This window comes from Streptomyces sp. NBC_01477 (assembly GCF_036227245.1).
GTDB lineage: Bacteria > Actinomycetota > Actinomycetes > Streptomycetales > Streptomycetaceae > Actinacidiphila.
In genome coordinates this window covers 2242773-2257803 of record NZ_CP109445.1, presented here as the reverse complement: position 1 = coordinate 2257803, position 15031 = coordinate 2242773, and the positions used below count along the sequence as shown (strand labels likewise).

Genomic DNA, 15031 nt, shown 5'->3' with positions numbered 1-15031 from the left:
GGGCGGTCAGCCCGCCCGCGCCCAGGCGTAGCGGTGCTCGGGGCGGCCGGTGTCGCCGTACTTCACAGTGAGCCGCAGCCGGCCCGCCTGTTCCAGATGCTTGAGATAGCGCTGGGCGGTGGACCGGCTGGGGCCCGCGCGTTCGGCCACCGCATGGGCGGACAGCGGGTGCGGCGCCTCCCGCAGCACCCGGCGGATCAGGTCGGCGGTGGGCGCGCAATGGCCCTTGGGCAGGGCGGCGGGCGCCGCGGCGGCCGTACGCAGCGCGCCGAAAATCCGGTCGACCTGCTCCTGGCCCGCCTCACCGCCGCCGCCTCCGACCACCCCGTCCAGAGTGCGGCGCAGCGCCGCGTAACCGTCAAGTTGCCCGCGAAGCCGAACGGCTTGACGAGATACTGCAGTACGCCGAAGCGCATCGCGGCCTGCACGGTCGCCACGTCCCTGGCGGCCGTCACCATGATCACATCGGCGTGGTGGCCCAACTGCCCCATACGGCGGACCAGCGCCAGGCCGGTCTCGTCCGGCAGATAGTGGTCCAGCAGCACCAGGTCGATCCGGCCGCGCTCCAGGGTGGCCAGCGCCTGCGCCGCGGTGTGCGCCCGGGCCGCCACCCGGAAGCCGGGCACCTTGCCGACATAGGCCGAGTCGATCTCGGCGACCCGGAAGTAGCCGCCTGCACCGGGCCGCCCGGGGTCGGCCGGGTGGTCAGCAGCGACTGCGCCACCTGCGGTTCGGCCGCCACCGTCTGCGCGATGGCCAGCGCCCTGCGCATCGACTGCTCGTCCATCTGGTCGCTGAGTGGCGCCAGGAAGAGCCCGATGGCCAGCGCGGTCACCCCGCCGGTGATCATCAGCTGTATCAGCAGCACCTGCGCCGAGACGCACCCGACCGTCGCGCAGATCCCCGACAAGGGCGTCGGCAAGGTGCTCTACGACATGCGTACGCCCGAGGGGTCGCGGCAGGCGCTCGGCGGGCTCTACCCCTCCTCCAGCCTCTACATGAACACCGACTGGGTGAACGGCCACAAGGACACCGTCCAGAAGCTGGCCAACGCCTTCGTGAAGACGCTCCGGTGGATGTCCACGCACACCCCGCAGGAGATCGCCGCGAAGATGCCCGCCGACTACGCGCAGGGCGGCGCCGAGCTCTACGCCGAGTCGATCAAGGCGACGCTGCCGATGTTCACCGCCGACGGGGTGATGCCGGCCGACGGTCCGACGACCGTGGAGAGCGTGCTCAAGGCGTTCAACCCGAATCTCCAGCACACCACCGTGGACCTGAGCCGCACCTACACCACCGAATTCGTCACGAACGTCCGGTGACCGCGGTGATCCCGGTCGCCTCCAGCAGGGCCGGGGTGCCGAGCGGGCCGTCGCAGCTCTCCGGGCGCGGCGGCTGCGCGGCGGTCCGCGCCACTGTCACGTCCCAGGCCCGGCCGTCGGTGTGGGCGACCAGGACCGACCACCCGCCGCCCGGCTCGGCGACCGTACGCCGTACCGTCAGCGCGTCCTCCAGGTCCTCGCCCGCCAGGGCGCGTACGGCCAGGTCGGCGGCCTGGCCCGGGCGGTCCCAGGTGGACCGGCCGCGGCAGCCGTCCAGCACGATCCGGCCCGAACGCGCCGCCTCCAGCGCGTCCTTGGCGAGCCGGCCGTCGACCCGGCCGTAGACGTAGCCGTAGGGCAGCACCAGCATGGTGGGGGAGAAGCGGTGGCCGCCCAGGTGGGTGACCTCCCAGGTGTCGGCGCCGCCGGAGGCGGCCAGCTCCGCGGCCAGCGGCCGGCCGCGCACCGCGCAGCAGCGGTCCCGCCTGCCGTTGGTGCACACCAGCGCGAGCGGCGGGCCCGCGTGGGCCGCGCCGAAGCCGCCGTGCGAACCCGCGCCCAGCGCCGCGAAGTCCAGCTCCACCAGCTCCGCCGGGTCGGCGACCGTGTCGCTGCGGACCCAGCCGCGGCCCGGCGCGGTGTGCCCGATGTGGACCCGGTGCCGGGCGGGCGTGTGCAGGTCGGCGTGCCGCCCGGGCCTGCGGATCAGCGCGATCCGCACCCCGGTACCGTCGCTGGCCCGGTCCAGCGCCCGGCCCACCGCCGGGTCGAGCCTGCTCCCGGTCAGCGCCTTGGCCCCCCACGGCCCTGGCTGCTCGATGAGCAGCCAGGTCCTGGCGGTGGCCGCGGTGGCGCCCACCGGCTCACCCAGCTCCGCCGACGCCGTCGTACACGTACTCACGAAGGCGAGCCTAACCGCCGCCGCGGGCCGTCCATGACAACTCCGGGGGCGGCCCCGCTACACCGGACCCGCCACCACCGCCACCGGCTTGGCCAGCGGCACGCCCGAGCCGTCGCGGCGCGGGTCCTTCGGGGGAAGCTCGGCCGGCGCGCCGGTCGCGGTCGCCGCGCGGGCCGGAGCGGCGCCGGCCCAGGCGAAGACCAGGCCCGTCTCGCCGCGCAGGAAGCGCTGGCAGCGCACCCCGCCGGTGGCCCGGCCCTTGCGCGGATACTGCTCGAACGGCGTCAGCTTCGCCGTGCCCTCACCCGCCCCCTCCAGGGTGTCCTCGGCGAAGGCGACCGTGAAGACCACCGCGTCCACCGCCGGGTCCACCGCGGTGAAGGAGATCACCTTGGCCCCGTCGGCGAGCTTGACGCCCGCCATGCCGCCGGCCGGGCGGCCCTGCGGGCGTACCTGGGAAGCCGGATAGCGCAGCAGCTGGGCGTCGTCGGTGATGAAGACCAGGTCCTCCTCGCCGGTGCGCAGCTCCACCGCGCCGACCACCGTGTCACCGTCCCTGAGGCCGATGACCTCCAGGTCGTCCTTGTTCGCCGGGTAGTCGGGCACCACGCGCTTGACCACTCCCTGTTCTGTGCCCAGCGCCAGGCCGGGCGAGGACTCGTCGAGCGAGGTCAGGCACAGCACCCGCTCGCCGTCCTCCAGCGCCAGGAACTCCGTCAGCGGCGCGCCGCCGGCCGCCGTGGGCACTCCCGCGGTGTCCGGCAGCATCGGCAGGTCGATCACCGTCAGCCGCAGCAGCCGCCCGTACGAGGTCACCGCCCCGATGTCGGCGCGGGCCGTGGTGGGCACCGACGAGACGATCACGTCGTGCTTGGCCCGCCGCCCGCCGCCCTCGCCCGGCCCGTCACCCCTGGACGTACGCGCCAGCAGCCCGGTCGAGGACAGCAGCACCCGGCAGGGGTCGTCGGCGACCTCCAGCGGCACCGCGGAGACCGGCGTGCCCGCCGACTCCAGCAGCACGGTGCGGCGCTCGGTGCCGTACCGCTTGGCCACCGCCGCCAGCTCCGAGGACACCAGCTTGCGCAGCTCCGCGTCGGACTCCAGGATCCGGGTCAGCTCCTCGATCTCGGCGGTGAGCCTGTCGCGCTCCGCCTCCAGCTCGATCCGGTCGAAGCGGGTCAGCCGGCGCAGCGGGGTGTCCAGGATGTACTGCGTCTGGATCTCGGACAGGCCGAAGCGCGCCATCAGGCGCTCCTTGGCCTGCGCCGCGTTCTCGCTGGCCCGGATGATCGCGATGACCTCGTCGATGTCGACCAGCGCCACCAGCAGGCCGTCCACCAGGTGCAGCCGGTCGCGGCGCTTGGTGCGGCGGAATTCGCTGCGCCGCCGCACGACCTCGAAGCGGTGGTCGACATAGACCTCGAGCAGCTCGCGCAGGCCCAGGGTGAGCGGCTGGCCGTCCACCAGCGCCACGTTGTTGATGCCGAAGGAGTCCTCCATCGGCGTCAGCTTGTAGAGCTGTTCGAGCACGGCCTCGGGATTGAAGCCGTTCTTGATCTCGATCACCAGCCGCAGGCCGTGCTCGCGGTCGGTGAGGTCCTTGACGTCGGCGATGCCCTGGAGCTTCTTCGCGCCGACCATGTCCTTGATCTTGGCGATGACCTTCTCGGGGCCGACGGTGAAGGGCAGTTCGGTGACGACCAGGCCCTTGCGGCGCGGGGTGACGTCGTCCACGGTGACCGTGGCGCGGATCTTGAAGGTGCCGCGGCCGGTCTCGTAGGCGTCCCTGATGCCGGACAGGCCGATGATCCGGCCGCCGGTCGGCAGGTCGGGGCCGGGCACGAACCGCATCAGCGCGTCGAGGTCGGCGTTCGGGTAGCGGATCAGGTGCCGGGCGGCGGCGATGACCTCGCCCAGGTTGTGCGGCGGCATGTTGGTGGCCATGCCGACCGCGATCCCGGAGGAGCCGTTGACCAGCAGGTTCGGATACGCCGCCGGCAGGACGCCGGGCTCCTGCTCCTGGCCGTCGTAGTTGGGCGCGAAGTCGACGGTGTCCTCGTCGATCGACTCGACCATCAGCTGCGCCGGGCCCGACATGCGGGCCTCGGTGTACCGCATCGCGGCCGGCAGGTCGTCCAGCGAACCGAAGTTGCCGTGCCCGTCGACCAGCGGCAGGCGCTGCGAGAACGGCTGCGCCATGCGCACCATGGCGTCGTAGATCGACGAGTCGCCGTGCGGGTGCAGCTTGCCCATCACCTCGCCGACGACCCGGGCGCACTTGACGAAGGCGCGGTCGGGGCGCAGGCCCATCTCGTTCATCTGGTAGACGATGCGGCGGTGCACCGGCTTCATGCCGTCACGGGCGTCGGGCAGGGCGCGCGCGTAGATCACCGAGTAGGCGTACTCAAGATACGAGGCCTGCATCTCGTCCACGACGTCGATGTCGAGGATGCGCTCCTCGAAGCCGTCGTCGGGCGGCGGGGTCTTCGTCGTGCGGCGGGCCATCTCGGCGGCGCTCCTTCGTCTGGACCGGAAGGTCGTTCGGCTGGACCGGTGAACTGACGCGGACCATTGTGGACCGCGCCGCCGACAACGCCGACCACGACCCGGCACGAGCGCGCCCACGAGCGGGAACTTCGCCGCCCGGCGACTCGCTTGCCTAGAGTGGCAGCACTCTACGCAGTCACGAGCACGCGACCGGAAGGACAGCTTGCCCATGGGTCACACGGCCACGCCGGAGGCACACTCCAGCGGCCTGACAGCCACCGAGCACCGCCTGGCGAACGGCCTGCGAGTGGTGCTCTCCGAAGACCACCTCACCCCGGTCGCGGCCGTCTGCCTCTGGTACGACGTCGGTTCGCGGCACGAGGTCAAGGGCCGCACCGGCCTCGCCCACCTCTTCGAGCACCTGATGTTCCAGGGCTCGGCCAGCGTCAAGGGCAACGGCCACTTCGAGCTGGTCCAGGGCGCGGGCGGTTCGCTCAACGGCACCACCAGCTTCGAACGCACCAATTATTTCGAGACGATGCCCGCCCACCAGGTCGAACTGGCCCTGTGGCTGGAGGCCGACCGGATGGGCAGCCTGCTGGACGCGCTGGACCAGGAGAGCCTGGACAACCAGCGCGACGTCGTGAAGAACGAGCGGCGCCAGCGGTACGACAACGTGCCCTACGGCACCGCCTTCGAGCGCCTCACCGCGCTCGCCTACCCCGACGGGCACCCCTACCACCACACGCCGATCGGCTCGATGGCCGACCTGGACGCGGCCTCCCTGGACGACGCCCGGGCCTTCTTCCGCACGTACTACGCGCCCGGCAACGCGGTGCTGGCCGTCGTCGGCGACATCGACCCCGAGCAGACGCTGGCCTGGGTGGAGAAGTATTTCGGCAGCATCCCCGCGCACGACGGCAAGGCCGCGCCCAAGGACGGCTCGCTGCCCGACGTGATGGGCGGTCAGCTGCGCGAGGTCATCGAGGAGGACGTGCCCTCGCGCGCCCTGATGGCGGCCTACCGGCTGCCCGAGGACGGCACCGCCGCGGGCGACGCCGCCGACCTGGCGCTGACCGTGCTGGGCGGCGGGGAGTCGTCCCGGCTGCACAACCGGCTGGTGCGGCGCGACCGTACGGCGGTGACCGCGGGCTTCGGGCTGCTGCGGCTCTCGGGGGCGCCGTCGCTGGGCTGGCTGGACATCAAGGCGTCCAGCGGCGTCGAACTGAGCGCCATCGAGACCGCGGTGGACGAGGAGCTGGCCCGCTTCGCGGCCGAGGGCCCCACCGCCGAGGAGATGGAGCGGGCGCAGGCCCAGCTGGAGCGCGAGTGGCTCGACCGGCTGGCGACGGTCAACGGGCGGGCCGACGAACTGTGCCGTTTCGCGGTGCTGTTCGGCGACCCGCAGCTGGCGCTGACCGCCGTGCAGCGGGTGCTGTCGGTCACGCCCGAGCAGGTCAAGGAGGTGGCCGCGGCCCGGCTGCGCCCCGACAACAGGGCCGTGCTCGTCTACGAGCCCACCGGCAAGGGCCAGCAGGACGACCAGGATCAGGACGAGGAAGAGGGCGAGCTGTGAGCGACACCGCTGCCGTCATGACGTTCCACCCGCAGCCGCAGGCCGGCGACCCCAAGCCGTGGGCCTTCCCCGCCCCGGAGCGGAGCGCGCTGGGCAACGGCCTCACGCTGCTGACCAGCCACCGCCCCGGCCAGCAGGTCGTCGCGGTCGAGGTGCTGCTGGCCGCGCCGCTCGACGCCGAGCCCGAGGGCCTGGACGGCGTGGGCACCATCATGGCCAGGGCGCTGTCGGAGGGCACCGACCAGCACAGCGCGGAGGAATTCGCGGCCGAGCTGGAGCGCTGCGGCGCCACCCTGGACGCGCACGCCGACCACCCCGGGGTCCGGGTCACGCTCGAAGTGCCCGCCTCCCGGCTCGACCGGGCGCTCGCGCTGCTGGCCGAGGCACTGCGGGCGCCGGCCTTCCCCGACGACGAGGTCAAGCGGCTGGTCGCCAACCGGCTCGACGAGATCCCGCACGAGCTGGCCAACCCGGCCCGGCGCGCGGCCATGGCGCTGTCCAACGAGATCTTCCCGGCCACCCTGCGCTGCTCCCGGCCGCGGCAGGGCACCGAGGAGACCGTCCGCAGGATCGACGCGGCGGCGGTGCGCGCCTTCTACGCCGCCCATGTGCGGCCGGCGACGTCCACCGCCGTCGTGGTGGGCGACCTGACCGGTATCGACCTGCCTGCGCTGCTGGACGACACGCTGGGCCGCTGGACCGGTTCGAAGGCCGAGGCGCGTCCCCGCCCGGCGATCACCTCGGACGACAGCGCCCGGGTGGTCATCGTGGACCGGCCCGGCGCGGTGCAGACCCAGCTGCTCATCGGGCGTACCGGCGCGGACCGGCACGACCCGGTGTGGGCGGCGCAGGTGATCGGCACCTACTGCCTGGGCGGCACCCTGACCTCCCGGCTCGACCGGGTGCTGCGCGAGGAGAAGGGCTACACCTACGGGGTGCGGGCCTTCGGCCAGGTGCTGCTGTCGTCGGCCGACGGTACGGGCGCGGCGCTGCTGGCGATCAGCGGCTCGGTGGCCACCGAGGTCACCGGCGCGGCGCTCGGCGACCTGCGGCAGGTGATCCGCACCCTGGCCGAGGGCGGCCTGACCGACGAGGAGCGGGACGTCGCGGTGCAGAACCTGGTCGGGGTGGCGCCGCTGCGCTACGAGACCGCAGCCGCGGTGGCCGGCACCCTCACCGACCAGGTGGAGCAGGAGCTGCCCGACGACTTCCAGGCCCGGCTCTACGCCCGCCTCGCGGCCACCGGCACCGTGGAGGCCACCGCCGCCGCGGTGAGCGCCTTCCCGCTGGACCGGCTGGTGGTGGTCCTGGTCGGCGACGCCTCGGTGATCGCCGAGCCGGTACGCGAGCTGGGCATCGGCCCGGTGCGCATCACCAGCTGAGCGCCCCCGGGGGCGGCTCCGCCCGGGCACGCCCCCGGCACCGCACGACGGCACCGCACGACCCGGAACCCCGGCGCCCGCCCAGGCGCCGGGGTTCCGTGCGAATCGGCCCTGATTCCCGGGCCGCATTCCCATTTCCATCCGTGCTGGAATAGAGTCACTGCAGAATAACGGGGAAAGAACGGAGTCCTGCGATGCGGAATCGGATGTGAACGGGACGGAAGGCACGGCGAGGCGTATCTCCGCCGAGGTGGTGTGTACGGCCATCCGCGACGACATCGTCGGCGGTTACTTCCCGCCCGGCAGCCGGCTGACCGAGGAACTGCTCGCACAGCGCTACGGCGTCTCGCGGGTGCCGGTGCGCGAGGCGCTGCGCACCCTGGAGTCCGAGGGCTTCGTCCGCACCCGCAAGCACGCCGGCGCGTCGGTCGCGGAGCCCACCGAGCAGGAGGCCGCCGACCTGCTGGAGATCCGCGGCCTGCTGGAGCCGCTGGGCACCGCACGCGCCGCCCAGCGGCGCACCGACGCCCACCTCAAGGTGCTGCGCGGACTGGTCCGGCTGGGCCAGGAGCGGGCGGTGCAGGGACAGTTGTCCGATCTGCCGTCGCTGAGCGGCTGGTTCCACGAGACGCTGGCGCAGGCGTCGGGCAGCCCGACGCTGGCCGCGCTGCTGATCCAGCTGCGGCACAAGATCTCCTGGGTCTACGCCGACGGCGGCTCGGGACGGGCCGTCGAGGCGTGGGAGGAGCACGCCGCGATAGTGGACGCGGTCGCCCGCGGTGACGCCGAGCGGGCCCGCAGGCTCGCCGCCGTCCACGTCGAACACGCGGCCGCGGTGAGGACCCTGAAACACCGCGTAAACGCAGTGCGCCGCCGCAATTAACAATCGCACCGTATACAAGAGTCGTGAATTGCCGCACCGGTATCGCCGCCGGCAATTGCAGAAAAGCGGGACCCCGCAATCCGGGAGGGACTACGGGGACCCGCTGAATTCTGCATGCGCGCGGCGGCGGCCGGCGGTAAGGCCTGCGGAAAAACCGTCAGACGGTCTCGGGAAGCTCTTCGAGGCCCTCGGCGACCAGCTTCGCCAGCCGGTCGAGCGCGGTCGCCGCCTGCTGGGCGTCCTCGGCGTTCGACGCCAGGACGATCTCCTCGCCGCCCTGCGCGCCCAGGCTGAGCACCGCGAGCATGGAGGCGGCGTTCACCGGGCTGCCGTCCGCCTTGGCGATGGTCACCGGCACTCCCGCGGCGGTCACCGCGCGGACGAAGATGGACGCGGGCCGGGCGTGCAGCCCTTCCGCCCAGCCGACGTTGACGCGGCGCTCAACCATGGTGCTGCCCCTCAATGTGTGTCAGGTCTTCCAAGTTGTCTAGACCATTTTTGCACGGCCGGAGAGCCGGTCGGCACGCCGGTGCGCTCACCAAGACTGCCCTCTGCGCCTGCCCGCCGCCAGATGGCCACGCCGCATACGCTGGGGGCCATGAGCGACCAGCACGACCCGCAGGACACCGGGCGCCGGCCCTATCCCGTGCACTGGGAGGCCGATGTCGTGCTGCGGGACGGCGGCACCGCCCACATCCGGCCGATCGGCCCCGACGACGCGGGACGGCTCGTCGACTTCTACGAACAGGTGTCGGACGAGTCGAAGTACTACCGCTTCTTCGCGCCCTACCCGCGGCTGTCCGACCGGGACGTGCACCGCTTCACGCACCACGACTACGACGACCGGGTCGGCCTGGCCGCCACCATCGGGGACGAGTTCATCGCCACCGTCCGCTACGACCGCACCGACGAGGCCGGCCGGTCGGCCTCCGGCAGGACCGGGACCCGCGCCGAGGTCGCCTTCCTGGTCCAGGACGCCCACCAGGGCCGCGGGGTGGCCTCCGCGCTGCTCGAACACATCGCGGCCGTCGCCCGCGAGCGCGGCATCCTGCACTTCACCGCGGAAGTCCTGCCCGCCAACCGCAAGATGGTCAAGGTCTTCACCGACGCCGGCTACACCCAGCAGCGCAGCTTCGCCGACGGCGTCGTCCACCTCGATCTCGACCTGGAGCCCACCACCGAGTCCATGCAGGTCATGCGGTCCAGGGAGCACCGGGCCGAGGCCCGGTCCGTGCAGCGGCTGCTGCGCCCCGAATCGGTCGCCGTGATCGGCACCGGGCGCAGGCCCGGCGGGGTCGGCCGCACCCTGCTCCGCAACATCGTCGCCGGCGGCTTCACCGGCCGCCTCTACGCCGTCAACCACTCCTTCCCGCCCGGCGGCACCGACCTCGACGGCGTACCGGGACACCGCTCGGTGCGGGAGATCACCGACAGCGGCGGGAGCGTCGACCTCGCGGTGATCGCCGTCCCCGCGCAGTGGGTGCCGCAGGCCGTCGCCGACTGCGGGGAGGCCGGAGTACGCGGCCTGGTCGTCATCGCGGCGGGCTACTCCGAGACCGGACCCGAGGGCAGGGAGCGGCAGCGCGACCTCGTACGGCAGGCCCGCAGCCACGGGATGCGGGTCATCGGGCCGAACGCCTTCGGCGTGCTCAACACCGCGCCCGCGGTACGGCTCAACGCCTCGCTCTCGCCCGGCATGCCGCACCACGGGCGGCTCGGCCTGTTCACCCAGTCCGGGGCGATCGGCATCGCACTGCTGTCCGGGCTGCACCGGCGGGGCGCGGGACCCTCCACCTTCGTCTCGGCCGGGAACCGCGCCGACGTCTCCGGCAACGACCTGCTCCAGTTCTGGCAGGACGACCCGGACACCGACGCGGTGCTGATGTACCTCGAATCCTTCGGCAACCCGCGCAAATTCACCCGGCTCGCCCGCCGCACCGCCGCGGCCAAGCCCGTCGTGGTGGTCAAGGGCGCGCTGCACAGCGGCTCGGTGCCGGCCGGGCACAGCGTGCCGGTGACCCGCATCCCCGACAGCACGGTCAACGCGCTCTTCCGGCAGGCCGGGGTGATCCGGGTCGACACCGTCACCGAACTGCTCGACGCCGGGCTCTTCCTCGCGCTCCAGCCGCTGCCCGCAGGCGACAGGGTCGCGATCCTGGGCAATTCCGAATCGCTCGGCCTGCTCACCTACGACGCCGCCCTCACCGCGGGCCTGCGCCCCGCCGCCCCGCTCGACCTCACCACCGGGGCGGCGCCCGCCGACTTCGCCGCCGCGCTCAGCGCCGCGCTCGCCGACCCGGGCACGGACGCGGTGGTGGTCACCGCGATTCCCCGGGTCGGCACCGAGGAGCCGGCGGACACCGGGTCCGCCGAGTCCGCCTTCGCCGCCGACGCCGGCCTGGGGGTCGCCGCCGAGCCGGGCCCGGAGCCCGGGCCTTCCGGCGGGCCCGGTCCCGGCGAGGGGGCCGGGGACGATCCCGAGCTCGCCGACGCCCTGCGGCGGTCGGCGGTCGGGGGCAAGCCCGTTGTCGTGGTCCACCTCGCCCTCGACGGCTTCGCCGACCGGCTCGGCGCCCCCGGCGGACCCGGCGCCCGCGTTCCCGCCTACCGCGCGCCCGACCGGGCCGTGCGCTCCCTCGCGGAGGCCGCCGGATACGCCGCGTGGCGGGCCGGCGCCGCGGAGCCGGGCCGGGTGCCGGAGTTCGACGACATCCAGGAGGCCGCGGCTGCCGACGACGTACGCCGCCTGCTGCCGGACGGCTCACCGCCGGCGGAGATCACCCTGTCCGACCAGGACGCGGCGGCGCTGCTCGGCCGCTACGGCATCACCGTCCGCCGCGCGCTGCCCGCGCCCGGTCCCGACGCGGCCGTCGCCGCCGCCGCGACGCTCGGCTACCCGGTCGCCCTCAAGACCACCGCGCCCCACCTGCGGCACCGCGCCGACCTCGGCGGCGTCCGGCTCGACCTCGCCGACGAGGCCGACCTGCGGCGGGCCTACGACGAACTCACCGCGCGCCTCGGCGGCCCGGCCGAGCTGCTGCCGGTCGTCCAGGCGATGGCGCCGCGCGGCGTCGACACCGTCGTACGCGCCGGCATGGATCCCGGGGCCGGGGCCGTCCTGTCCTTCGGGCTGGCCGGGCCGCCCTCCGAGCTGCTCGGGGACATCGCCCACCGGCTCGTCCCGGCCACCGACCGGGACGTCGCGGAACTGGTCCGCTCCATCAAGGCGGCGCCGCTGCTCTTCGGCTGGCGCGGGGCCGAGCCGGTCGACACGGGGGCGCTCGAAGCGCTGCTTCTGCGGGTGTCGATGCTGGCGGATGATCTTCCCGAGGTCGTCGGGGTGGCGCTCGACCCGGTGGTCGTCGCGCCCGACGGGCTCACTGTCCTCGGGGCCACCGTGCGGCTGGCTCCGCCCCCCGCCCGTACCGATCTCGGGCCGCGCGCCCTCTCCTCCTTCTGACCCGCACCGCGCCCACCCCGCCGGCGGCCACCCGACGGTCCGTCGTGGCGTGTCGCGAGTTCCCGCGCGCCCCAGAGAGGGGCCTCTTGCGGTGCTCCCTGCACGTGCAGGCGCGTCCCGCCCGACCTTGTACCTGAAAGCCTCCCCGCGGCAGGCGTCGCCCCCCGGGGGCGCGGGGAACTGCGTGCTCAGCCCGCACCGGGCCGGCAGGTGGCAACCCACCGTCAGCGGCAGTCACCCGGGCGCGGGAAACTGCGTGCTCAGCCCGCACCGGGCCGGCGGGTGGAAGCTCGCCGCGAGTGGCAGTCACCCGGGGGCGCGGGGAACTGCGCGACGAGCCCCCACCGGGGCAGCGGGTGGAAGGCCACCGCACGTGGCACTCACCCAGAGACAGCGGTGCCCACCGCAAAGGCGCGCACCCCCGCACGGGGGTAAGGGGGGATTCCGCGTGCGCACCCCGCAGGGGGTTGGCGGGGACGCGATTAGGATGGGCGTATGGCGAAGACCGGCACCACGACGCAGGGCCTGCGGACGGCGATCGAACGCAGTGGCTACTACCCGACGCTCGTGTCGGAGGCCGTGGAGGCCGCGGTCGGGCAGGAACCGGTCGCGTCGTATCTGGTGCACCAGGAGACGACGTTCGACGCGAACGAGGTGCGCCGGCACGTCACCGTGCTGGTACTGACCGAGGGCCGCTTCATCGTCAGCCACACCGACGAGCAGGCCGCCGACGACACCTCGCCGACGCCGTACGCCACGACGTCGACCGAGTCGGTGAAGATCGGCCGGATCTCCTCGGTCGTGGTGAGCCGGGTCGTGGCGAACCCGGAGTCGTACAAACCGGGCACGCTGCCCCGCGAGGTCGTGCTGACGATCGGCTGGGGCGCCGTCTCGCGGCTCGACCTGGAGCCGGCCGCCTGCGGCGACCCGAACTGCGAGGCCGACCACGGCTACACCGGCTCGTCCACCGCCGACGACCTGTCGCTGCGGGTGAGCGAGGCGGGCGACGGGCCCGACACCGTACGGCAGACCCTGGCCTTCGCGCAGGCGCTCTCCGAGGCGACCGCGGCCGTCGACTGATGGGCCATCCGTTCCACGGCGGCGCCGACCCGGCGCCGCTCGACCTGAGCACCGCTCCCGTGCCCGGCTACGGCACCGCCGCGCTGTGCGATGTGATCCCCGCCGCGGTGGCGTCCTTCGGCATCCCCGGCATGCCCGCGACCGGGCTCGACCTGGTCCCCGCCGACCGGGTGTGCGTCTTCCTGGTCGACAGCCTCGGCTGGGAGCTGATCGGGCGGCACCCGCAGGAGGCGCCCTATCTGTGCTCGCTGCTGCCGACGTCGACGGGCGGCACCGGCCGCCCGCTGACCGCGGGATTCCCCGCGACGACCGCGACCTCGCTGGCCTCGGTCGGCACCGGGCTGCCGCCCGGCGCGCACGGGCTGGCCGGCTACACCACGCTCAACCCGGACACCGGCGCGCTGATGAACCAGCTGCGCTGGCAGCCTTGGACGTCGCCCGCGGCCTGGCAGCCGCACCCCACGGTCTTCCAGCTGGCGGACGCCGCCGGGATCGCGACCTGCCAGGTGTCCTCGCCGGCCTTCCAGAACACCCCGCTGACCAAGGTGGCGCTGTCCGGCGGCGTCTTCCACGGGCGGCTGACCGGCGAGGAGCGGATCGACCTGGCCGCGGACCGGCTCGGCGCGGCGGACCGGACGCTGGTCTACACGTACTACAGCGAGCTGGACGCCATGGGCCACCGGCACGGTGTGGACTCCGACGCGTGGCGCGGGCAGCTGATGATGGTGGACCGGCTGGCGCAGCGGCTGGCCGAGCAGCTGCCGCCGCGCTCGGTGCTCTATGTCACCGCCGACCACGGCATGATCGACATCCCCTTCGACGAGGACTCGCGGATCGACTTCGACGAGGACTGGGAGCTGCGGGCCGGCGTCGCGGTGCTCGGCGGCGAGGGCCGGGCGCGGCACGTCTACGCGGTGCCCGGCGCCGCGGCCGACGTGCACGCGGTGTGGAGCGAGGTGCTGGGGGACCGCATGTGGGTGGCGACCCGGGACGAGGCGGTCGCCGCGGGCTGGTTCGGGCCCGACCCGGAGCCGCGGGTGCTCGCCAGGATCGGCGACGTCGTCGCCGCCGCGAGCGACGACATCGCGATCGTGGCCACCCGCTCCGAGCCGGGGGAGTCCCGGATGACCGGGCTGCACGGCTCGATGACCCCCGTCGAACAACTCGTGCCGCTGCTCGAAGTACGCTCCTGACCGTCGTCGTCCCCCCACGTCCCCCATCGAAAGGCCGCCGTCCCACCCATGCCCGAGCTGGTCTTCTTCTCCGGAACGATGGACTGCGGCAAGAGCACGCTCGCCCTGCAGATCGTCCACAACCGCACCTCCCGCGGCCTGCAGGCGGTGATCTTCACCCGGGACGACCGGGCGGGCGAGGGCAAGCTGTCGTCCCGGCTCGGCCTGGTCACCGACGCGGTCGAGGTCACCGACGGCATGGACCTCTACGGTCATCTGGTCGGGCTGATAAGCCGCGGCGGCCGGGTGGACTACGCGGTCGTGGACGAGGCGCAGTTCCTGGCGCCCGACCAGATCGACCAGTTGGCCCGCGCGGTGGACGATCTCGACCTGGACGTCTACGCGTTCGGTATCACCACCGACTTCCGCACCCGGCTCTTCCCCGGCTCCCAGCGGCTGATCGAACTCGCCGACCGCGTCGAGGCGCTCCAGGTCGAGGCGCTGTGCTGGTGCGGTGCGCGGGCCACCCACAACGCCCGCACCGTCGGCGGGGTGATGGTCGTGGAGGGCGCGCAGGTGGTGATCGGGGACGTCGACGACCTGTCGGCCGAGGTGGGCTACGAGGTGCTGTGCCGCCGCCACCACCGGCGCAGGACGACCAGCGCGAGCGCGGGCGCGGCAGCGCTGTCGCCCGATGTGCTGCCGGTGACACAGTCATGACGAAGGACCGGGTGGCCGCGTAACGAGGCGGCCACCCGGTCCTTCGGC

General features: G+C 73.5%; 11 protein-coding genes and 1 pseudogene. 8 read left to right on the top strand and 4 right to left on the bottom strand.

The genetic code is table 11. The features are described 5' to 3' along the window. Positions 1-6 precede the first annotated feature (6 nt). Positions 7-650 (bottom strand): annotated as a pseudogene (locus tag OHA86_RS08925) (response regulator). Between OHA86_RS08925 and OHA86_RS08920 the strand changes: the two are divergent. Then, complete coding sequence (locus tag OHA86_RS08920) at positions 531-1322, top strand: hypothetical protein (protein ID WP_329182325.1); 792 nt, start codon at positions 531-533, stop codon at positions 1320-1322. The pseudogene OHA86_RS08925 and the gene OHA86_RS08920 overlap by 120 nt on opposite strands. Here OHA86_RS08920 and OHA86_RS08915 read toward each other — a convergent pair. Both OHA86_RS08915 and OHA86_RS08910 read right to left on the bottom strand, forming a co-directional pair. Continuing rightward, positions 1306-2223, bottom strand: a complete 918-nt coding sequence (locus OHA86_RS08915) for a sucrase ferredoxin (protein WP_329173943.1) — start codon at positions 2221-2223, stop codon at positions 1306-1308. The two genes, OHA86_RS08920 and OHA86_RS08915, sit on opposite strands and share 17 nt — an antisense overlap. A 57-nt stretch (positions 2224-2280) precedes the next feature. Then, positions 2281-4728: a DNA gyrase/topoisomerase IV subunit A gene (locus OHA86_RS08910; protein WP_329173941.1), complete on the bottom strand. Its 2448-nt coding sequence runs from the start codon at positions 4726-4728 to the stop codon at positions 2281-2283. A gap of 211 nt (positions 4729-4939) precedes the next feature. Here OHA86_RS08910 and OHA86_RS08905 point away from each other — a divergent pair, with 211 nt between their 5' ends. From OHA86_RS08905 to OHA86_RS08895, 3 genes are all read left to right on the top strand, one after another. Continuing rightward, a complete protein-coding gene (locus OHA86_RS08905; protein WP_329173939.1) occupies positions 4940-6286 on the top strand; it encodes a M16 family metallopeptidase in 1347 nt (448 codons plus the stop codon). Positions 6287-6303: 17 nt separating this feature from the next. Then, complete coding sequence (locus tag OHA86_RS08900) at positions 6304-7668, top strand: M16 family metallopeptidase (RefSeq protein WP_329182323.1); 1365 nt, start codon at positions 6304-6306, stop codon at positions 7666-7668. Between the two features lie 208 nt (positions 7669-7876). Continuing rightward, positions 7877-8551 (top strand): GntR family transcriptional regulator, encoded by a 675-nt coding sequence (locus OHA86_RS08895; RefSeq protein WP_329173937.1) that lies wholly within the window; start codon positions 7877-7879, stop codon positions 8549-8551. 157 nt (positions 8552-8708) lie between these two features. On the opposite strand, the gene OHA86_RS08890 is transcribed toward OHA86_RS08895, so the two are convergent. After that, positions 8709-8999, bottom strand: a complete 291-nt coding sequence (locus tag OHA86_RS08890; RefSeq protein ID WP_329173935.1) for an HPr family phosphocarrier protein — start codon at positions 8997-8999, stop codon at positions 8709-8711. Between the two features lie 150 nt (positions 9000-9149). On the opposite strand from OHA86_RS08890, the gene OHA86_RS08885 reads away from it, so the two are divergent. From OHA86_RS08885 to OHA86_RS08870, 4 genes are all read left to right on the top strand, one after another. Further along, positions 9150-12011, top strand: coding sequence for a bifunctional acetate--CoA ligase family protein/GNAT family N-acetyltransferase (locus OHA86_RS08885; RefSeq protein ID WP_329173933.1), 2862 nt, complete (start codon positions 9150-9152; stop codon positions 12009-12011). Between the two features lie 495 nt (positions 12012-12506). Next, complete coding sequence (locus tag OHA86_RS08880) at positions 12507-13091, top strand: DUF5998 family protein (protein WP_329173931.1); 585 nt, start codon at positions 12507-12509, stop codon at positions 13089-13091. Then, positions 13091-14284 carry an alkaline phosphatase family protein gene (locus tag OHA86_RS08875; RefSeq protein ID WP_329173929.1) on the top strand — a complete coding sequence of 398 codons (1194 nt, stop codon included), beginning with the start codon at positions 13091-13093 and terminating at the stop codon, positions 14282-14284. Before OHA86_RS08880 ends, OHA86_RS08875 begins: the two co-directional genes overlap by 1 nt. Positions 14285-14332: 48 nt before the next feature. After that, positions 14333-14983 carry a thymidine kinase gene (locus OHA86_RS08870; RefSeq protein WP_329173927.1) on the top strand — a complete coding sequence of 217 codons (651 nt, stop codon included), beginning with the start codon at positions 14333-14335 and terminating at the stop codon, positions 14981-14983. Positions 14984-15031 lie beyond the last annotated feature (48 nt).

Bases quoted from the DNA above. Each gene is read 5' to 3' on its own strand.
- OHA86_RS08890 (WP_329173935.1), bottom strand. From the start codon at position 8,999: ATGGTTGAGCGCCGCGTCAACGTCGGCTGGGCGGAAGGGCTGCACGCC.
- OHA86_RS08900 (WP_329182323.1), top strand. From the start codon at position 6,304: ATGACGTTCCACCCGCAGCCGCAGGCCGGCGACCCCAAGCCGTGGGCC.
- OHA86_RS08905 (WP_329173939.1), top strand. From the start codon at position 4,940: ATGGGTCACACGGCCACGCCGGAGGCACACTCCAGCGGCCTGACAGCC.
- OHA86_RS08870 (WP_329173927.1), top strand. From the start codon at position 14,333: ATGCCCGAGCTGGTCTTCTTCTCCGGAACGATGGACTGCGGCAAGAGC.
- OHA86_RS08880 (WP_329173931.1), top strand. From the start codon at position 12,507: ATGGCGAAGACCGGCACCACGACGCAGGGCCTGCGGACGGCGATCGAA.
- OHA86_RS08885 (WP_329173933.1), top strand. From the start codon at position 9,150: ATGAGCGACCAGCACGACCCGCAGGACACCGGGCGCCGGCCCTATCCC.
- OHA86_RS08875 (WP_329173929.1), top strand. From the start codon at position 13,091: ATGGGCCATCCGTTCCACGGCGGCGCCGACCCGGCGCCGCTCGACCTG.
- OHA86_RS08910 (WP_329173941.1), bottom strand. From the start codon at position 4,728: ATGGCCCGCCGCACGACGAAGACCCCGCCGCCCGACGACGGCTTCGAG.